The sequence below is a fragment of the Agromyces sp. NPDC058126 genome (genome assembly GCF_042884595.1).
GTDB lineage: Bacteria > Actinomycetota > Actinomycetes > Actinomycetales > Microbacteriaceae > Agromyces.
The window spans coordinates 253,410-271,670 of sequence record NZ_JBHVTS010000005.1 but is presented as its reverse complement, the minus strand read 5'-3'; the positions used below and the strand labels follow the sequence as shown (position 1 = coordinate 271,670).

Below are 18,261 nucleotides of genomic sequence, written 5' to 3'. Positions count from 1 at the left end.
CTGAACGGATGCCGCAGGGCGGGCGCCGGCCCGAAGCGATCACCGATCGTGACGAACTGAGGTCAGACGACCGGCGGACGCCCCGCACGGGTCATCCGCCAGACGGTGCGCCACCGCATCGGACGACGCTCGCCGGGCGACTCACGCCACCCGGCCCGCCAGCCCGCGAACCAGGCCTTGAGCGCGGCGGGCTGCCGCACCCAGCGCAGCACCTGGATCGCCGTCCACGAGCCGACGTAGAACGGCACGAGGAGCGCCGGCAGGTTGCGGCGGGCGAGCCACACCCGGTTGCGGGCATTCAGGCGGAAGTAGTACGAGTGCCGCGCGGGGTCGATGACGGGGTGCGCGGCCTCGAGCGATCCCTCGTACCAGGCGATGCGCCCCGTGTCCCACACACGCCAGGCGAGCTCGATGCCCTCGTGCGCGTAGAAGAACGGGTCGGCCCAACCGCCGGCCTCGTCGAACGCGTCGCGCGGCATCAGCACCGCGCCCTCCCAGCACGAGAAGACCGGGCTCGAGTGCGCCGGGTCGCCCTTGCGGATGCGCGGGATCCAGCGGCGGGGCGACGTGAGACCCGTCGGATCGACGACGCGCGGCTGGACGAGCCCGAGCTCGGGGCGCTCACGGAGCAGGCGGACGCCGTCGACGAGGAACGTGGTGCTCGGCAGGAACGCGTCGTCGTCGAGGAAGAACAGCACCTCCCCCGACACGTCGGGCACGCCCGCGTTGCGGCCCGCGGGGATGCCGAGGTTCTCGGGCAGATGACGGGTGCGGACCGCCGCGGGCAGCGGGGGCTCGGCGGTCGCCGGATCGAAGCCGTTGCCGACGACCACGACGTCGGTCGCGACGCCCTGCTGCGCGAGCACGCTGCGGATGCCCCGCGCGAGCTCGTCGGGGCGCTTGCCCATCGTGAGCACCACCACACCGACGTGCGGAGCGGGGCTCACCTCAGGATCGGACACGACGGGACGCCATGATCGCGACGAAATGCCCGATCACGGCCAGCACGGCGAGCGGGAGGAGGGCGGCGACGACGACGCGGTCGACGAGCGGCTGCCCCGCGACGAGCCCGACGAGGGCGGCGGCGAAGGCGATGAGCGTGAGCTCGACCGAGTGGTACAGCCGGTGGAACGGCAGGAACCGGGCCGCCTTGCGCAGCTTCGCGACGAGGCCGCCGCGCGGCGCGGTCTCGCCGTGCGTGTCGGCGAGCTTCGCGAGCCCGGCGTTCGCACGGGCGACGTGCACCATGTCGTTGAGCGCCTTGTTGAGGACGATCACGAGGGCGAGGAGCGCACCGATCGTCGTCCAGAGGAAGTCGGCGGGGAACTCGAGCGGGTACGCGGCCGCACGGAGGCCGAGCGCGAGCGGGATCAGCGCCTCGGTCGTGTAGTGCCCGACCTTGTCGAGGAAGACGCCGGCCGGCGAGGAGGTGCGCCGCCAGCGGGCGACCTCGCCGTCGCAGCAGTCGACCAGCATCTGCAGCTGGCCCAGCACGACCGCGAGGAGCGCGCCCCAGATGCCCGGGATGAGGAGCGCGGCGGCCGTCGACCAGCCGACGAGGATCATGAGCCCCGTGACGCCGTTCGCCGAGATCGGCGTCTTCAGGAGCAGCCACGTCAGGTAGATCGAGAACCGGCGCAGGTACAGCGACGCCGTCCAGTGCTCGGCGTTGCGGCGACCGCGCACCTCGGGCGGCTGGGCGACGGCGCGCAGCTCGGCGATGCTCGCCGGCCGCACCGTCACCGGTCGGGCGTCAGACATCGTGCTCACCTTCCCGTGTGACGTGCGATGTTGCTGGTCAGCGAGAGATAGCCGAGCACGAAGCCGATGCCCCACGTGACATGTATGCACGGCAACACTACGAGAAACCATGCGGCCGTGCTCGCACCGCGCCCGCGTGCGGCCGAGAACGTGGCCACGGCGACGAACAACAGGTAGACGAGCGGCGCGACGAAGCCGAGGAGGAGCCACGGCGTCGCGCCGAGCAGCGCCTGCACGATGCCGCCGAGCCCGAGCAGGAGGCCGAGCGTCACGCCGACGACCATCGCGGGCGGGATGAAGTAGCGGATGCCGTTCGACGCGGGGAACCGCCGGGCGAGCTCGCCCCGCCAGAGCCCGGTCGAGAACATCTGCCGGGCGAGCCGGGCGACGCTCGATCGCGGGCGGTAGGTCACCGCGAGCTCGGGCGTGAACCAGACGGTGCCGCCCGTCTCGCGCAGGCGCCGGTTGAGCTCCCAGTCTTGGCCGCGCTTGATCGACTCGTCGAAGAGGCCGACGCGTTCGAGCGCCTCGCGCCGGAACACGCCCAGGTAGACCGTCTCTGCGGGCCCCTCGGCGCCGCCGATGTGGAACGCCGAGCCGCCGAGGCCGACCTTCGTCGTGTACGCGAGCGCGACGGCACGTTCGAACGGCGTCTCGCCGCGGGCGTCCATGATGCCGCCGACGTTGTCGGCGCCCGTGCGCTCGAGCGTCTCGACAGCGATGCGCGCGTAGTCGTGCGGCAGCATCGAGTGCGAGTCGACGCGAACGACGACCGGGTAGCGTGCGGCACGGATGCCGATGTTGAGCCCCGCGGGCGTCGACCCGACCGCGTTCTCGAGCACGTGGACGCGCTCGTCGCGCGACGCGAGATCGGTGACGAGCTCGTTCGTGCCGTCGATCGACGGGCCGAGGGCGATGAGCACCTCGACGGGACCCGAATAGTCTTGCGCGAGGATCGACTCGACCGCCTGGCGCACGTGCGCGACGTCGTTGAGCACGGGCATGACGTACGACACGCCGACGAGCGACGACGGGGTCGTCTCGGGGTGGTGCTCGGGCATGTTCCTCACTCGCGCTCGGGTCGATCGAGCCTAGCAGCCGTGCCCGCGCGGGCGGCATTCGCGGAGACGCCGAACGGGGCCGGATCGCATTCGATCCGGCCCCGCCTCGTGGCATCCGTGCCGTTCAGGCTCAGCCCTCGTACGTGTCGAGGGTGACCTCGACCGTCTGGGTCTCGCCGTCGCGGATGACCGTCAGCTCGGCCTTCGAACCGCCCGCGAGCGCTCGGACCTGCGCGGTGAGGTCGGTCTGATCGGTGATCGGCGTGCCGTTGAACTCGGTGACGACGTCGCCGACCTCGAGGCCGGCCTTCTCGGCCGCGCCGCCCGGGGTGACGTCGGTGATGAGCGCGCCGACGGTGGTGCTCTTCTCGTCGGACTCGGCCGAGGTGACCGTCGCGCCGAGCAGGCCGTGCGAGGCCGAGCCGTCCTCGATGATCTCGTTGGCGATGCGCTCGGCGAGGTTCGACGGCACGGCGAAGCCGACGCCGATGTTGCCCGCCTCGGCCGACTCGCCGGCCGAGAGGATCGCGACGTTCACGCCGATGAGCTTGCCCTGCGCGTCGAGCAGCGCGCCGCCCGAGTTGCCGGGGTTGATCGCCGCGTCGGTCTGGATGACCGGCAGCGAGACGCGTCCGGCGTTCGCGCTCGGCTGCTGGGTCTGGCCGCCGCCCTCCTCGGGGATGTCGAAGAAGAAGTCGAACGGGCTGTCGCCCTCGCCCTGCTGGCCGCTGTCGCCCTCACCCGATCCCTCGTCGCCCTGGGCGTCGTCGGGGGTCGCGGGCGCCGCCGAGGAGGCGACGTCGATCGAGCGGTTGAGCGCGCTCACGATGCCGTTCGTCACGGTGCCCGAGAGGCCGAGCGGTGCGCCGATCGCGATCGCGGTGTCGCCGACGTTGAGTTCGTCGGAGTCGGCGAACTCGAGCGGCGTGAGGCCCGAGGCGTCGACCAGCTTGATGACCGCGAGGTCGGAGAGCGGGTCGGTGCCGACGAGCTCGGCCTCGTAGAGGTGGCCGTCGTTCGTCTTCACCTGGATGGTCGGGTCTCCGGTCGCGCCGTCGAGGGTCACCACGTGGGTGTTCGTCAGCACGTAGCCGTCCTCGGAGAGGATGATGCCCGAACCGGTGCCGGCGCCCTCGTTGCCCGCGACCGAGATGGTCACGACGCTCGGGCTCGCCTTCGCGGCGACGGCGGTGACCGCGGTCACCTGGTCGGTGTCGTTCACGACGATGTTCTGCGCGGTGCCCGAGCTCGAGGTCGAGGTCGCGTTCTGGTTGTTCGAGACGAGGGCCGTGATGCCCGCACCCGAGGCGCCGCCGATGAGGGCGGCCGCGACGATCGCGGCGGCGACGCCGAGGCCGACGCGGCGCGGCTTCTGGGCCGGTGCGGCGGATGCCTCGGGGCCGGTGCCGTAGGGCGGCACGCCGGCGAGCGGGGTGGTCGGCTGGGTCGCGCCGGGCTGCGGGCCGCCGAAGGCCGGCGGGACCTGCCCGGGGACCGGCACGGTGGGTGCCGTCGCGGGGGCAGCGGGGGCGGGCGCTGCGGCCTGCTTGGTGTACTGCGGCGCGTGGTACGGCTGCGGGGCCTGACCCGGCTCGTAGACGGTCCCGGTCGCGGCCGGAGCCGGAGCCGCCGGGGCGGCGGGTGCCGGGGCGGCGGGTGCCGCCGGCGCAGCAGTGGGAGCCTCGGCAGCAGAAGCCGCAGCAGCAGGAGCCTCGACCGCGGAGGTCGCAGCGGCGGGTGCCGCAGCGGCGGGTGCCGCAGCGGCGGGTGCCGGGGCGGCGGGTGCGGCGGCGGCCGCGGGTGCGGCCGGGGCCGCAGCCTCGGGCGCCTCGGCGATGGTCTCGGTGGTGGCCGTTTCGGCGGCAGTGCTCGCGGCGGCGGTCGTCTCGGTGGTGCTGGCCTCGGGAGCCGTGGGCTCCGCGGTGACCTCGGCTTCGCGGGCCTCGCCCTGTGCGCCGTCAGTCGTGTCGGTCATGTCTGCTCCTTCCAAAGCGATGCCAGCATCCCGCGCCAAGCTGTGGACCGGATCGGCGGAGTCTATGACGTTGCTATCACCGAGCAGTGATTCGCCCGAACACCACGATCCGGGCGGCGACGCCCTGCGTCAGCGTACCGTCCAGGCCTTCGCGTACGGTGTGAGCATGAGCGACTTCTCCCCCGCGTCGGGCCTCAGTCCGTGGCAGCGCACGGCCGCCGGAGCGGGCCTGCTCGGCGCCGACGGACGGGTCGCGGCGACGATCTTCGCCGAGATGAGCGCCCTCGCGACGCGGACGGGTGCGATCAACCTCGGGCAGGGCTTCCCCGACGAGGACGGCCCCGCCGAGGTGCTCGAGGCGGCTCGCGCCGCGATCGCCGCGGGCGTGAACCAGTACCCGCCCGGGCTCGGCCATCCGGTGCTCCGCGAGGCGATCGCCGCCCACCAGGCCCACTGGTACGGGCTCGCGTTCGACGCGGCATCCGAGGTGCTCGTGACGGCGGGCGCGACCGAGGCGCTCGCCGCGACGCTGCTCGCCTTCGTCGACGCCGGCGACGAGGTCGTCACCTTCGAGCCCTACTACGACGCCTATGCGGCGCTCATCGCCCGGGCTGGCGGCGTGCACCGCACCGTGCCCCTGCACTGGGCGGCCGACGAAGGGGGCGACGGCGGGGCATCGTGGCAGGTCGATCTCGACGAGCTGCGCCGGGCGGTCACCGATCGCACGCGACTCATCATCGTCAACTCGCCGCACAACCCGACCGGCGCGGTCTTCGACGACGGGGTGCTCACCGCGATCGTCGAGCTCGCCGAGCGCCACGACGCGCTCATCGTGACCGACGAGGTCTACGAGCACCTCGCGTTCGACGCGCCCCACCGGCCGATCGCGACGCTGCCGGGGGCGCGCGAGCGCACGATCTCGATCTCCTCGGGCGGCAAGACCTTCTCGACCACCGGGTGGAAGGTGGGCTGGCTCACCGCTCCGGCGCCGCTCGTCACCGCCGTGCTCGCGGTCAAGCAGTACCTCACCTACGTCAACGGCGCGCCGTTCCAGCCGGCGATCGCGACCGGCCTGGGCCTGCCCGACGCCTTCTTCACGGGCGCGGCTGCGACCCTCGCCGCGAAGCGCGACGTGCTCACCGCGGGGCTCGTCGAGGCCGGGTTCACCGTCGCACGCCCGCAGGCGGGCTACTTCATCGTCGCGGATGCCACGCCGCTCGGCTTCTCGGACGCGGCCGAGCTGTGCCGGCGGCTGCCCGAGCTCGCGGGGGTCGTCGGCGTGCCGGTGTCGGCGTTCGTGCACGCCGACCGGCACGATGCCTACCGCAGCCTGGTGCGCTTCGCGTTCTGCAAGCGCATGCCCGTGCTCGCGGAGGCGTCGACGCGCCTCGCGGCGCTCGGCACCGCACCACGGCCGGTCGAGTAGCGAAGCGTATCGAGACCCGATCGGCGGTCAGCGCCGCACGACCCCGTAGCGACGCAACGAGAGCGCGGGGTTCGTGCGCCGCACCGCGGCGATCCGCTCGCGCGAGACCCACGCGACGGCGATGTCGGGCTGCTCGCCGAGCGTCGCGAGCTCGACCCCCATCGGGTCGACGACGAGGCTGCGCCCGACCGCGACCGGCGGCGTCTGGTCGGCTGCGGCGAGGTAGACCGTGTTCTCGATCGCACGCGCCAGCGCGAGCGTGCGCCAGTGGTGCTCCTTCAGCGGGCCGCGCACCCACTCGGCGGGCACGAGCACGAGGTCGGCACCGGCATCCACGATGACCCGGGTGACCTCGGGGAACCGCAGGTCGTAGCAGGTCTGCATGCCCACCGAGACGCCGTCGACCGTGAAGATCTCGGGCTCGTCGAGCGCCCCCGCGGCGACCCGGTCCGACTCGCGCTGCCCGAACGCGTCGTACAGGTGCTGCTTGCGGTAGCGGGCGACGAGACGCCCGCCGTCGTCCAGGGCGACAAGGGTGTTCGAGAAGCGCGCCTCATCACCGGGGATCCGCTCGAGCACGCCCGCGACGAGATGCACGCCGAGCTCGCCGGCGAGCGCACCGAGCGCGCGCACGAAGCCGTCGTCGAGCGGCTCGGCCGCGTCGGCCATCTCCTGCCCGAGCTCGGGCGTGAAGAACATCGAGTACTCGGGGAACACGACGAGCCGCGCTCCCCGCGCCACTGCGAGGCGGGCGAGCCGTTCGATCTCGCCGAGGTTCTCCGCGGCATCCGCGCGCGGTGCGAACTGCGCGATCGCGATCGCGAGTTCGTCGCCGTCGGATACCTCGCCGTGCTGCGCCTCGACCTCGAAGCCCCGTTCGCCCTCTGCCATGCCACCAGCGTAGGCCGCCGCCGCCGTGCCGGGTACGTGCGTTGCGACGCGGAGCACGGCCGCGGTCACTCGGCCGGCGCTCGTCGGTCTCAGCGGCGCGCGCGGCGCTCGACGACTCCCCTGAGCCGTTCGAGTGCCGGGAGCGCTGCGGCGAGCGCGTCGCGCTCGGCGGGTTCGAGCTCGGCGAGCGCGTCGCCGACGATCACCGCGCTCGCCTCGTCGAAGCGAACGAGCAGCTCGAGGGCCCGCGTCGTCGCGCGGACCTCGACGCGCCGGCCGTCGCCCGCCTGCGCGACCCGCTCGACGAGCCCGGCCGACTCCATCGACCTGAGGAGGTTGCTCACCGTCGAGCGGCTGAGGCCGAGCTGCTCGGCCAACTCGCCCGGCGAGGAGCGAACCCCGCCGGGAATCGCCCGCAGCACCTCGATCTGCGCATCCGGGATGTCGGGCAGCCCCTCGGCGGCGCGCGCCGCCGCGAGCAGCGCGCGCCGCAACGGCGAGACCACCAGATTGAGCCGCGCGAGCGCCGGTGTCGGCGTCGCTAGGGGTGCTGGGGTCTCGGGCTGGGTCACCGGCATCCGGTCAGTCTGCCACCGCGCCGTGCTCGACGGAGGCCGACAGCGAGGCGCGCTCGTTGAGCGTGGACGGGTGGAAGCCCGCGGTGCGCTTGTAGTCGTCGGCGATCTGCTGCAGCTCGTGGGCCGGGATCACGTCGTCGACGTCGGCGAAGCCGTCCGGTGCTCGGTCGTACGCGAGCTGCATGACCCGCTCGGGGCCGAGCTGCCGCGTCATCTCGAGCAGGCGCGCAGTCGCCGGCCGACGGACGGCGTCGTAGGCGTCGAGCGCCGTGCGGATCGCAGCGGTGGTCGCGTTCGAACCGGCGGACGCCTCGAGCGCGGCGATCTCGGTCGCGAGGTGGAAGGCGAGGGTACGCGCATCGAGAATCGCCTGGGATGCCCCGTTCGACCCGTTCGGGTACATCGCGTGCGCCGCATCGCCGAGCAGCACGGAGCTGCCGAAGCGCCAACCCGGCAGCGCCTCGCGATCGACCATCGGATACTCGAGGATCTGGTCGGCGGCGGCGATCGTCGCGGGCACGTCGAGCCAGTCGAACGTCCACGCGTCGAAGAGTTGGACGATGGGCGCCGGGTCGATCGGCTGGTTCCAGTCGGCGAGCTCGCTGGTGCCCTCGAGCGCGCGCCGCTCGGCGATGAAGTTGAGTCGGAGGGATCCGGGCGCATCACCGTCGGCCGGCGCGAGCGGGTAGGCGACGAACTTCTGCTCACCGTCGCCCGCCATGATCATCGTGCGCCCGTCGAGGTAGGAGGGCACCGTGGCCGTGCCCCGCCAGAGCACGAGTCCCGACCAGACGGGCGCGCCGTCCTCGGGGTACTCCTGTGCGCGGAGCGCAGAGTGGATGCCGTCGGCGGCGACGAGCACGTCGGCTGCGACCTCGAACTCCTCGCCGTTCGCCCGGGCGAAGCGCGCGTGCTCCTGGTGCTCGCCGTGCTCGACCGCGGTGAGACGGCTGTCGAGGCGGATGGCGCCGGCGCCGAGGCGGCGGCGGACCTCGTCGACGAGGAGCATCTGGAACTCGCCGCGGTGCACCGAGAGCTGCGGCCAGCTGTAGCCGGCGTCGGTGCCGCGCGGCTCGGACCAGATCGGCTGGCCGAACCGGTTGTAGTACGAGAGGCGACTCGGCTTCACCGCGATGCGCTCGACGGCCTCGGCGAGCCCGAGCTCGGTGAGTTCGCGCACCGCGTGCGGCAGGAGGTTGATGCCCACCCCGAGCGGGCGCAGCTCGCCGACGCGCTCGTAGACCTCGATGTCGGTGAACCCGGCCCGATGCAGGCTGAGCGCGGTGGCGAGTCCGCCGATGCCGGCCCCGGCGATGACGATCTTCAACATGTCCTCCTTGTCATGTTCGATCGGGTCGCGATCGACAGGGATAGTTTTGTCGCAAAACTATTTCTCGTCAAGGCCGACTTCGGAAGGGCCCACCGCGATCTGCCGCTTACGCCTCCTGACCGAAGAACGCGGCGATTCGCCGCTGCCAGGCTACGAGCACCCGAGGGGGTCGCGCGGGCCCATGGTTGCCGGCGCGAGCGGCGTCTGCGCGGTCGGGGCCGCCGGCCTGCGCGGAGCGACCATGGCGGGACTCGCCCTGATGGCCGGCCCCTCGTTCCGCATGGCCGGGAACACTACGGACCCGGTGGGTCGCTGCGTGCAGGGTGTCGATGAGCGGGCGCCTATCAGCCATCGTCGTCGTTCCTCTCCAGTAGCCTTCTCTATCACTGATAGGCAAGGACTCTATCACTGCTCGAGAGCTGATTCTCGATCGTTGATAGAGTGACCGCGGAGGTGCCCCGATGGCGTTGGACAGGCCGCAGATCGTCGCCGAGGCGATCGCATTGCTCGACGCCGACGGACTGGACGGCGTGACCTTGCGCAAGCTCGCAGCCAGGCTCGGCGTGCAGCAGCCGACGCTCTACTGGCACCTGCCCAACAAGGCCGCACTGATCACCGCGATCGCCGACGCCATCCTCGAGGAGCAGTTTCCCGAGATGCTGCCGCCGGGGCCCGAGGAGCCGTGGCAGAAGTGGCTGGTCGGCCTGGCCGTGCGGCTGCGCAGCGCCCTCCTGGCCCATCCCGACGGCGCGCGGATCATCTCGACCTCGCAGCTCTCCCTGAGAATGGCCGCGATCTCCGAACTCGCGATCAGCACGCTGGTGGATCGTGACGTCCCCCTGCGGCAGGCCCGCCTGATCGTCCTGACCGTGGAGCACTTCACCGTGGGGCACGTGCTCGAGGAGCAGAGCGGTCGCCCCGCCGCCGACGCCGTGCAGGACTTCGACCTCGAGGCCTTCACTCGAGCCCACCCCACCGTCGTCGCCGGGATCGCCGAGTACTTCCAGGACGGCCGTACGCCCGACGACCTGTTCCGCGACTGCCTCGGCGTGATCATCGACGGCGCGGCGGCGGCCGCCGGCCGCACGGCCTGAGCGCCTGGAGACCGGGCAGCAGTGCGGGGCCAGTCGCCTCCGTAACGCCCGCTTGGACGGGCCCGTTCCGCGTCGTGGGAGTGTTTTCGGGTTTGGGGTCCTTCATGTCATTGAGCGGCATCACTCGCGTTCAGTCGTGATGCATCCTCCCGGTTGAGGTGTCATTGCCACTCGGGCGTGCGCCTCGCCGGCGGCCGAGCCACCCCCTGTGACGGAACAAGGCGTAGGCAGCGAGATCGAGGACGATCATCGCGACACCCACCGCCAACCAGCCGAACTCCCACTGCACCAAGGGCAGGTTCTTGAAGTTCATGCCGTAGATTCCGCCGATCACAGTCGGGATGGCCAGCAGGGCGGCGAACGCGGAGATGGTGCGCATGTCCTGGTTCTGCCGGGTTGAGACATTGCTCTCGTGGCTCGTGACTGCCGCGTCGAGGGCGGCGTGCTCGGCGCCGGCGAGCTTGGCCACGCCGTCCAAGTCGTGCTCGAGGTGCGTGAAGTACGGGCCCAGCTCAGGGCCCATCAGGTCTTCGATCTCACCCCTGCACGACATGATCGCCTCGGAGAGGCCCGACACAGCACGGTCGATTCGCCCGATGCGTTGCCTGAGGCGATAGATGCGCCGGTAGTCCTCGTGTATCCGGCTGTCGAACACCTCCTCCTCGACCTCTTCGAGTTCGCGCTCGACCTCGGCGCCGAGCTCGACGAAGTCGCGCACGACCGCGTCGATGATGCGATAAACCGCCGAGATCGGCGAGGTGACCGGCACGAGACCGTCTGACCGAAGCAGTTCGTCGAGATCGCGGAGCTCGTCTGCAGGGCCCTGCTGGACGACCAGACAATCGCGGTCGTTGAAGACCACGACGATGTCCGAATGCGTGGCCGGATCGGTGCCACTCCAATTCACATCCCAGAGGGTGAGGTGGAGGTGCTCCGCGAGCCGCTCGAGCTTCGGCTCCTGTCGACCTTCAGCCAGGTCGTCGACGATCAAGGGGTGCAGGCCGAACTGCTCCGCGAGCCGCTCGAGCTCGCCCGCGTCGGGGTTGACGGATCTCGCCCAGACGCCGGAGTTCGTGCGCGTGTCAGTCATCGCCGACCTCGTCTCTGCACCCGCGGTGCCACCAGCCACGCTATGCGCGCACGCCGAGTCCGTACACGGGGTTGCCCTCGCCGCTCGATCGGGCTAGCCGGGGCATGACCCTCAGGTCACCGGTTCCGCTTCGTACGGGGCCACATGTCCCGCTCCAGCAGGTTGACCCAGCGCGCGGAAGGTCCAGCCTGCCTCCCGGTATGCGACGGCGTCGAGAGCGTGGCGCCCATCGACAATTCGACGACGGTTGACGAGTGCCCCGATCTCGTCGGGGTCGGCCCGGCCGAACTCCTCCCACTCGGTGAGGAGAGCGACGACGTCTGCATCGGTCACAGCTTCTCTCAGCGATCCGGCGTAGTCGAGGTCGGGGTAGGTGCGGTGGGCGTTCTCGTTCGCCTCAGGGTCGTAGACGACCACGATCGCACCCTCGAGCGCAAGCATGCGGGCCACGTCGAGTGCCGGGGCGTCGCGCACATCGTCCGAGTTCGGTTTGAACGCCGCACCGAGTGCCGCCACTCGCGCTCCTTGCAGGTCGCCGCCTGCGAGGTCCCGGACGAGGTCGACGAATCGGAGCCTGCGGCGCGTATTGATGTCGTCGATTTCGTGCAGGAACGCGACGGCTCGGCCCACGCCGAGCTCTTCGGCGCGGTGCGCGAACGCGCGGAGGTCCTTCGGTAGGCACCCACCGCCGAAGCCGAGGCCAGGTTTGAGGAATCGACCTCCGATACGTTCGTCGTACGAGAGGGCTTCGGCGAGCACGTCGACGTCGGCACCGGTGGCTTCGCAGACTTCCGCCATCGCGTTGATGTAGGAGATCTTCGTGGCGAGGAACGAGTTCGCTGCGACCTTGACGAGCTCTGCCGTGGCGAGGTCCGCCACGACGAGCGGCGTCCCGCGTCGAAGAATCGGGGCGTAGACCGCCCGGAGCTGGCGCTCCGCCCACCCTGATGCGACCCCGAAGACCAGTCGGTCGGGATGCAGGGTGTCGTCGACGGCGAAACCTTCGCGGAGGAACTCGGGGTTCCAGGCCAGTTCAAGGGCATCCCCGATCGGTGCTCGGGCCGTCACCATGGCGGTGAGGCGTTCGGCCGTGCCGATCGGCACGGTGGATTTGCCGACGAGGAGCGCTTTGCGATGGGCGCGGGAGGCGAGTGCCTCGAATGCGCGCTCGACGAAGGTCAGGTCGGCGGCGTTCGAGTCGATCGACTGGGGTGTCCCGACGCAGATGAAATGGACGTCGCCGAAGCGCACCGCTTGGTCGAAGTCGGTCGTGAACGCCAGTCGGCCTGCGTGGAGCATTTCAGAGAGCTGCTCTTGAAGTCCAGGTTCGAAGAAGGGCACATGGCCGGACGTCAGTTCGTCGATCTTCTCCTGGTCGACGTCGACGCCGAGCACGTCGAATCCGAGCGCGGCCATGCAGACGGCGTGGGTGGCGCCGAGGTATCCGACGCCGAGCACGGTGATCCTCGGATGGTCGACGACGGGGTCGAGCGTGGTCTCGGGACTTCGGGTGGTGAACATGTGTTCCTCCTCGGGTTGGTGCGCCGGTTCAGGTTCGTCGTGATGCGCGCAGGTCATTCCTCCTGGCATTCGACGTTGCTGAGTTCGGCGCCCGGCCCTGACACCGTGTTGTCACAGGTCAAGACGTTGGCGCGCTCGGGCTGGAGCGAGAACCCCAGTCCGGCGTCCGAGAGACTTGCGGCGTTGCCGCGAAAGATGTTGTTGGTTCCCCAGCCGTCCACGATCTCGTGCGTCTGGAACCCGTCGCCAGGCGACTGCTCGGCGGTGTTGCCCTCGATGAGCCAGCCGTTGCCCTTCACGTCGACCAAGGAATCGGCTTTGTGGATCGCCGCGCCGTCGAGGTTGTTGTCGCGAAGGATGCCGTCGGAGGTTCCCTCCTTGATGTCGACGCTTTCCGAGGTGGTATTCGAGATATCGTTGCCCTCGATCAGATTCCGGTCGCTGGGGTCGGGCTCACATTTGCTGATGTCGCACCAGTTCGATTCGGCGGTGCCGATGTAGATGCCCTCACCGAACTTCGGCTTCCGCAGGCCGGTGTCGCTGATCGTGTTGTCCAGCAGTTGGTTGTCGCTGCTTCCGGCGCGCAGGTGGATCCCCTCGTCGCCGATGTCGGAGACGTCGAGGCCGCGGATCACCGAGTCCGTGGTGGCATCCACCATCACGCCCTTCTGTCCGTTCTGCACGCTGAAGCCGTCGAGCACCCAGTGGGCGGCACCGTCGAGGTGGACGACGTAGCCGTCGTCGGTCGACGCTCCGTCGAGGATGCTGTCGGAAGTGCCGCACAGGGTGATCGGGGCCTCAGACTCTCCGTCGGCGGTCATCCGGAAGTGGCCTTCGTACCGGCCCGGCGCCAATTCGATGACATCGCCGGGTCGGGCGTTCTCGAGCGCGGTTCGAAGCTCGTCTTCGTCGCTCACGCTGATGTTCGCGTCGGCACACGCAGCGCCGCTGCGCGCCTGCGTCGCGGATCCATCCACCGCGCCGCCCCCGGCTCCTCCCGCTCCACCACGGTCGGCGGTCGCCCATCCGATCGAGACAGCAGCAGCGATGATCACCGCGACTCCGGCGGCTGCCATCGCGAAGAGCGCGGGCCGGCCGAACCGCGACGCTTTCCGCGCCGGGGCATGGGCCGCCGTTCGCGTGCACTTCATCGGGTACTCCCCCGCAGTTCGTCGACCGAGACGATCCCGGCTGTGAGCTCGGTGAGCGGGCGGCGTTCGGCCTCGCGGTTCGCGCGCCCGCGGTACTGGCGGAATCCGGCGACGATCGTCAACAGGAGCAGCGCGCCCAGCGCAGTCCAGACGATCGTCAGCGGCTGCGCGATCGCACGGACGACGGAGGTCGGCGTGACTCGTTGCTCCCACTGGTCGGCATCGTTGCGGGCGAAGTATCCGCCGGCTGCCGCATCGAGGAACGGCGCGCTGCCGTCTCCGGCGACCGTATTGCCGGTCACTCGTACGCCGGTCGCCGTCCCGGCCAGGGTGACGGCATGATTCGTGATCCCGGTGAACTCGTTGTTCTCGATCACCGCGGTCGCGTTCTCCACCCGAATGCCGGTGTCCACCGATTCGATTCGGTTGTCGTGAATGGTGCTCTCCACTCCTCCACGGACCGCGATCGCCTGCCTGGACTGACCGTCGAACCGATTTGCAGCGATGTTCACGCGAGAGGAACCATGGGCGAGGGCAATGCCCACGACGTTCCCGCTGAACTTCGAGTCAACGAGCGCGATGTCGTCACCCCCGTCGATCCTGATGCCGTATCCGGCATTGTTCCCGACGGTGCCGTCCTGTACGCGAATCTCGCCGGACTCGACAGCGGGCGAACCGGAGGCGCTCGGGCCCAGTGCCAGCGCCCGTGCGTCGATGGACACTCCGTTTCGGCCGTTCGTCGACGCCGTCACGTTCTTCAGCGCGATCCCCGAACAGGAACGCTCGATGACCAGTCCGTCGACCGCATTGCCAGTCGATGCCGAGGACTCGATCGTCGTTTCGGTGACGGAGCGGTTCAGGACGATGCCGTCGACCAGACTGTCCTGCACGCGAAGTCCGGTCATCGCGAGCTTGGTCGCCCTCGAGACGAAGAGCCCGAACGCGTTTCCGGTGAGGCCGACGTCGGCGACGGTACCGCTGACGGCGCCGGGCGGTGTCGCCCCCACAGTCAGCGCCGCGAGGTCCTCAGCGGAGAGCAGCGGCGTTCCCGAAGCTTCATCCTCCGAGCCTGCCGGCTCCCCGGGTGAGAGTGCCTCCGTTCCGGTGAGGGCGAGCCCGCCAGTCTCGCCGCTCCAGAACCCGAGATTCTGGAATGACGCGCCGTTCAGATCGACTGTCCCGCCAACGACGCGGATGTAGGCGCGCCCGTCGGAGGTGACCGTGTCAGGCGCTCCATTCGCCGGATCGAAGCTCGTGATTGTGACTGGTGCGTCGGCCGACCCCACGGCGATGAATGCGCCGCCGAGGGTGATGATCGAGATGAATCGATCGGGCGCGCTGACGAGCGAGACCACCCCGCCAGGCGTGCTCAGATCGAGGCCGGCGCCGGCGAGCGCCACGATGTTCTCATCGACGCGGGCGGATCCGTCATCGGCGACGGTGACACTCGCCGGTGAGATGGTCGCGAGCTCCGGCAACGTGTACGGGGCGTCTCGCGGCGGCAGCACGAGCGTCGGCGCCGGTGTCGTGGGCACCCGGTAGGGCCCGTCGAGCCAGGTCATCCTCGACGGCGCCGTGGCCGCGGCCCGTCGGACCAGGTCGAGTCGGCCGCGCTCGGCTGCCACGATCGTTGGCTCGCGCTCGGGATCGCCGGGATATGCCCGGCCCTGGGCTGGGTCGTCGGATGCGACGCCGTAACCCGCGGTCGTCTCTCGCCCGCCGGGTTGGTCGTTGAAGGCAATGCCTGCGGCGATCGCCACAGCGACGATCAGCACGCCGAGGGCGACGGTCGCGGTGAAAGTGCGGAGCGCGCTCATCGGACGGCCCCCTCACGCTGTCTCGCTTCGACGGGCGCGGAAGCTCGGCGCTCGATGGAGTCTGCCGCCTGCCCCTCGCCACCGACCTGGCCGGCGCGTCGAGTGAGCCAGCCCTGCTTGTTCATCGTGATGAACGCCAGCATCTTGATCGGCAGTGCGATGAAGATCACCGTGAGCGCCACGAGCGGAAGGAGCACGAGATCCTTTGGATTTCGCTTCAGGTGGGAGAAGCCGCGGATGCCTCGTCCGAGCAACAGCCAGGACGCCGCCGCCGCGATGCCCAACGGCGTCGGCTCGAGCCTGGCGAACAGGAGGTAGAACAGCGTCATACCCATGGTCACGGGCGTCAGGATGATCTGCAGCACGGTCACCTGCGTCACGAATGGCACTCGCCACAGCCACCCCGTAGCGGCCGCGGTCAGGTAGCAGCGGTAGGAGTTCCGGCTCCACCGGACACGCTGGCGGACGAAGGCACGCATCGTGTCAGGGAACATCGACAACGCGCGGGCGCTCGACTGGTGCACCGTCTTCCAGCCCGAGGCGATGATGAGCCAGGTGAGGCGGCCGTCGTCACCGGCGACGCAGCGGCGGCCGAGGAAGAACTCGTTCTCGAGTGCCTCCAGCACCGGCATCACCGCCGAACGCCGGTAGACCGCGGTACGGCCGGACAGGCAGGGAACCGCGCCCGCTCGTCCCATCGCCGGGACGTAGTCGTAGTACCGCAGATCGACGAGCCAATCCGCGATCCGGCGCCAGACGCTGGTACCGCGTTGGTAGACGTTCTGATGGGTTCCGACGCCGCCGACCTCAGGATCGACGAACGGCATCTGCACGTTTCGGAGCAGGCCCGCCGTCCATCGGGTGTCGGAGTCGGTGAGGACGAGCAGTTCGTGTCGCGCCAGGCGGATTCCTGCGCCCAGCGCCGAGCGCTTGCCCACGTGGTGGAAGAGGACCGGCCTGACCCGCGGATCGCCCAGCGCGACGATGCGGTCGTATGCCTCGAGGTCGTCGACATCGAGCACGATGATGATCTCGTCGGGCTGTTGCGATCGCCACGACTGGAGGCACTCCATCATGATGTCGGGGTCTTCATGGAAGGAGGGCACGACGACGGAGGTGCTCGCACGGTGATCACTCAGAATCGGGCCGGCCCTGTGCGAGAGCACGAACCGGTAGAGCCAGAGCGCCCACACGATGGTTCCCGCGATCGCGACCGGGAAGTAGGGCGAGAGCGAGTCGAAGAAGTCGTGGATGGCGCCCCAGTCGATCGTCGAGACGAACTGCTCGAACCAGTCGATGAGGTCGTCGATCGCAGATGCGCCACTCGCTCGATCGAACGCTGTGACCGGTACTTCGTCAATGTTCGTCACGGGGTTTCTCGCCTCCCGGTAAGCGATCGGATCGTCGATCCGATCACGGTTGAGCGTGAAACGGGTCCTCGACGCCGCATTGTGGTTTTCGGGTTCAGTGCGGTGCCGAATAAGTCATCAACGCTAGGCCGCGCTGGTCGCCGCTGCAGGGGGGTTGAGGCGGTGGGGGCGGCGACGTACCCTCAGGACACTCATCGGCTCGACCTCACCGACTGCCCCGGACCGATCCCCGCGGATTCTGCACGCACACGCCGGGCTACCCACTGTCCTCAACTGATCGAGAATCCCGTGCTGGTCTGCCCATTCGGAGGAGTTTCGAGCCGCCCGAGCTGAACGCGCTGGTGCCCATGGGTGCGGCCTTCGGGGACGGCCGGCACTGCGTGGACGATCTGGAATCGCCACCGTCGCGCTTCGAATCCAGACCTGAAACGGCTGGAAGGCGACTGGCAGCGAACTGGGACTTGCTGGGAAACGGGGACAACCCTCGGCCTTCTCGGCGGTCAGTTGCCCGCGGTAGCTCGGGCACACGAATTCGGCCCCGAGGATCCCGGCTGAGTCCTCCCACCGCACGAGGTCACGCCACGCCGAGATGACTGGGACGCCCAGCACCTCTCCGTCGTTCGCAACCCCCTCGCCACCGCGAGGGCGCGCGAGGATCATTGGGAGCATGCAAGCCCACCCAACCAACCACAGCGAGAACTCCCGAGAAGTCACCCAGCCCGTGTACCGGGTGAACTTCTGGGTTCAGCCGGCGGGCCTCGGATGGAACCTCGAGGCCTGGTACCTGACCGACTGCCCTTCCGTGCACGAGGCGATCGACTGGGCAGAGGCGAACGCGCACGCCCGACCGTACGAGCTCTTCGCCGAGAGCTCCGACAACGAACGCACCGAACCGCAAACGGCCCCGCTCGTTCGCCTCGCCGGCCGGAATCCCAATGACGGCCTGCCCGGCTTCTCCATCATCAAGGGACTCGACTGACCGCTCCTCATCTCGATGGGGCAGTGTCGAGTTGCTCCGGGATGCGTTCGCACCTCCCCGAGGGCGAGTACAGGTGCCGGCGCTGCAAGATGATCATGGTGGATTTCCGCTCTGAGAACGAGCGGGCCCGGGCATCGGTCGATCCACGGAAACCCGGGCCCAGCCCCCTGAGCAGGCTGGCCGTCGACTCTCTTCCTGGGGGAGGTTCCCCGCAGTC

Annotated in this window: 15 protein-coding genes; 3 read left to right on the top strand and 12 right to left on the bottom strand. The window is 69.9% G+C overall.

All coding sequences use genetic code 11. From position 1 onward, the window contains the following. Window positions 1-62 precede the first annotated feature (62 nt). From ACFVTR_RS16170 to ACFVTR_RS16155, 4 genes are all read right to left on the bottom strand, one after another. Complete coding sequence (locus tag ACFVTR_RS16170; RefSeq protein ID WP_387039161.1) at window positions 63-908, bottom strand: glycosyltransferase family 2 protein; 846 nt, start codon at window positions 906-908, stop codon at window positions 63-65. Window positions 909-948: 40 nt separating this feature from the next. Then, entirely contained in the window at window positions 949-1,761 is an 813-nt protein-coding gene (locus ACFVTR_RS16165; RefSeq protein WP_387038935.1) for a CDP-alcohol phosphatidyltransferase family protein, read from the bottom strand. Window positions 1,762-1,766: 5 nt separating this feature from the next. After that, on the bottom strand, window positions 1,767-2,822 hold the full coding sequence (locus tag ACFVTR_RS16160) for a glycosyltransferase family 2 protein (protein ID WP_376947570.1): 1,056 nt from the start codon (window positions 2,820-2,822) through the stop codon (window positions 1,767-1,769). 130 nt (window positions 2,823-2,952) lie between these two features. Next, window positions 2,953-4,797, bottom strand: coding sequence for a S1C family serine protease (locus tag ACFVTR_RS16155; RefSeq protein ID WP_387038933.1), 1,845 nt, complete (start codon window positions 4,795-4,797; stop codon window positions 2,953-2,955). 166 nt (window positions 4,798-4,963) lie between these two features. Between ACFVTR_RS16155 and ACFVTR_RS16150 the strand changes: the two genes are divergently transcribed. Next, complete coding sequence (locus ACFVTR_RS16150; RefSeq protein ID WP_387038932.1) at window positions 4,964-6,223, top strand: aminotransferase class I/II-fold pyridoxal phosphate-dependent enzyme; 1,260 nt, start codon at window positions 4,964-4,966, stop codon at window positions 6,221-6,223. A gap of 27 nt (window positions 6,224-6,250) precedes the next feature. Here the strand turns inward: ACFVTR_RS16150 and ACFVTR_RS16145 are convergent, their stop codons facing one another. From ACFVTR_RS16145 to ACFVTR_RS16135, 3 genes are all read right to left on the bottom strand, one after another. Beyond that, window positions 6,251-7,114: a carbon-nitrogen hydrolase family protein gene (locus ACFVTR_RS16145; RefSeq protein WP_387038931.1), complete on the bottom strand. Its 864-nt coding sequence runs from the start codon at window positions 7,112-7,114 to the stop codon at window positions 6,251-6,253. 89 nt (window positions 7,115-7,203) lie between these two features. Continuing rightward, the gene (locus ACFVTR_RS16140) at window positions 7,204-7,692 is read right to left on the bottom strand and encodes a MarR family winged helix-turn-helix transcriptional regulator (RefSeq protein ID WP_387038929.1); all 489 of its coding nucleotides are present in this window, start codon (window positions 7,690-7,692) and stop codon (window positions 7,204-7,206) included. Window positions 7,693-7,696: 4 nt separating this feature from the next. Beyond that, window positions 7,697-9,022 carry a flavin-dependent oxidoreductase gene (locus tag ACFVTR_RS16135; RefSeq protein WP_387038927.1) on the bottom strand — a complete coding sequence of 442 codons (1,326 nt, stop codon included), beginning with the start codon at window positions 9,020-9,022 and terminating at the stop codon, window positions 7,697-7,699. A 461-nt stretch (window positions 9,023-9,483) separates the two neighbouring features. Here ACFVTR_RS16135 and ACFVTR_RS16130 point away from each other — a divergent pair, with 461 nt between their 5' ends. Then, entirely contained in the window at window positions 9,484-10,116 is a 633-nt protein-coding gene (locus ACFVTR_RS16130; protein WP_387038926.1) for a TetR/AcrR family transcriptional regulator C-terminal domain-containing protein, read from the top strand. A gap of 130 nt (window positions 10,117-10,246) precedes the next feature. Here ACFVTR_RS16130 and ACFVTR_RS16125 read toward each other — a convergent pair whose 3' ends face one another. From ACFVTR_RS16125 to ACFVTR_RS16105, 5 genes are all read right to left on the bottom strand, one after another. Beyond that, entirely contained in the window at window positions 10,247-11,206 is a 960-nt protein-coding gene (locus ACFVTR_RS16125) for a CorA family divalent cation transporter (protein WP_387038923.1), read from the bottom strand. A 111-nt stretch (window positions 11,207-11,317) separates the two neighbouring features. Then, on the bottom strand, window positions 11,318-12,727 hold the full coding sequence (locus ACFVTR_RS16120; RefSeq protein ID WP_387038921.1) for a UDP-glucose dehydrogenase family protein: 1,410 nt from the start codon (window positions 12,725-12,727) through the stop codon (window positions 11,318-11,320). 53 nt (window positions 12,728-12,780) lie between these two features. Then, window positions 12,781-13,878: a nitrous oxide reductase family maturation protein NosD gene (locus ACFVTR_RS16115; protein ID WP_387038919.1), complete on the bottom strand. Its 1,098-nt coding sequence runs from the start codon at window positions 13,876-13,878 to the stop codon at window positions 12,781-12,783. Beyond that, the gene (locus ACFVTR_RS16110; RefSeq protein ID WP_387038918.1) at window positions 13,875-15,695 is read right to left on the bottom strand and encodes a right-handed parallel beta-helix repeat-containing protein; all 1,821 of its coding nucleotides are present in this window, start codon (window positions 15,693-15,695) and stop codon (window positions 13,875-13,877) included. Before ACFVTR_RS16110 ends, ACFVTR_RS16115 begins: the two co-directional genes overlap by 4 nt. Beyond that, window positions 15,692-16,801, bottom strand: a complete 1,110-nt coding sequence (locus tag ACFVTR_RS16105; RefSeq protein ID WP_387039160.1) for a glycosyltransferase — start codon at window positions 16,799-16,801, stop codon at window positions 15,692-15,694. The genes ACFVTR_RS16110 and ACFVTR_RS16105 overlap by 4 nt, the downstream gene beginning before the upstream one ends. A 931-nt stretch (window positions 16,802-17,732) precedes the next feature. On the opposite strand from ACFVTR_RS16105, the gene ACFVTR_RS16100 reads away from it, so the two are divergent. Next, complete coding sequence (locus ACFVTR_RS16100; protein WP_387038917.1) at window positions 17,733-18,044, top strand: hypothetical protein; 312 nt, start codon at window positions 17,733-17,735, stop codon at window positions 18,042-18,044. Window positions 18,045-18,261: the final 217 nt, after the last annotated feature.

Coding starts and splice junctions, on each gene's coding strand:
- ACFVTR_RS16170 (WP_387039161.1), bottom strand. CDS start 908: ATGGGCAAGCGCCCCGACGAGCTCGCGCGGGGCATCCGCAGCGTGCTC.
- ACFVTR_RS16165 (WP_387038935.1), bottom strand. CDS start 1,761: ATGTCTGACGCCCGACCGGTGACGGTGCGGCCGGCGAGCATCGCCGAG.
- ACFVTR_RS16160 (WP_376947570.1), bottom strand. CDS start 2,822: ATGCCCGAGCACCACCCCGAGACGACCCCGTCGTCGCTCGTCGGCGTG.
- ACFVTR_RS16155 (WP_387038933.1), bottom strand. CDS start 4,797: ATGACCGACACGACTGACGGCGCACAGGGCGAGGCCCGCGAAGCCGAG.
- ACFVTR_RS16150 (WP_387038932.1), top strand. CDS start 4,964: ATGAGCGACTTCTCCCCCGCGTCGGGCCTCAGTCCGTGGCAGCGCACG.
- ACFVTR_RS16145 (WP_387038931.1), bottom strand. CDS start 7,114: ATGGCAGAGGGCGAACGGGGCTTCGAGGTCGAGGCGCAGCACGGCGAG.
- ACFVTR_RS16140 (WP_387038929.1), bottom strand. CDS start 7,692: ATGCCGGTGACCCAGCCCGAGACCCCAGCACCCCTAGCGACGCCGACA.
- ACFVTR_RS16135 (WP_387038927.1), bottom strand. CDS start 9,022: ATGTTGAAGATCGTCATCGCCGGGGCCGGCATCGGCGGACTCGCCACC.
- ACFVTR_RS16130 (WP_387038926.1), top strand. CDS start 9,484: ATGGCGTTGGACAGGCCGCAGATCGTCGCCGAGGCGATCGCATTGCTC.
- ACFVTR_RS16125 (WP_387038923.1), bottom strand. CDS start 11,206: ATGACTGACACGCGCACGAACTCCGGCGTCTGGGCGAGATCCGTCAAC.
- ACFVTR_RS16120 (WP_387038921.1), bottom strand. CDS start 12,727: ATGTTCACCACCCGAAGTCCCGAGACCACGCTCGACCCCGTCGTCGAC.
- ACFVTR_RS16115 (WP_387038919.1), bottom strand. CDS start 13,878: ATGAAGTGCACGCGAACGGCGGCCCATGCCCCGGCGCGGAAAGCGTCG.
- ACFVTR_RS16110 (WP_387038918.1), bottom strand. CDS start 15,695: ATGAGCGCGCTCCGCACTTTCACCGCGACCGTCGCCCTCGGCGTGCTG.
- ACFVTR_RS16100 (WP_387038917.1), top strand. CDS start 17,733: ATGCAAGCCCACCCAACCAACCACAGCGAGAACTCCCGAGAAGTCACC.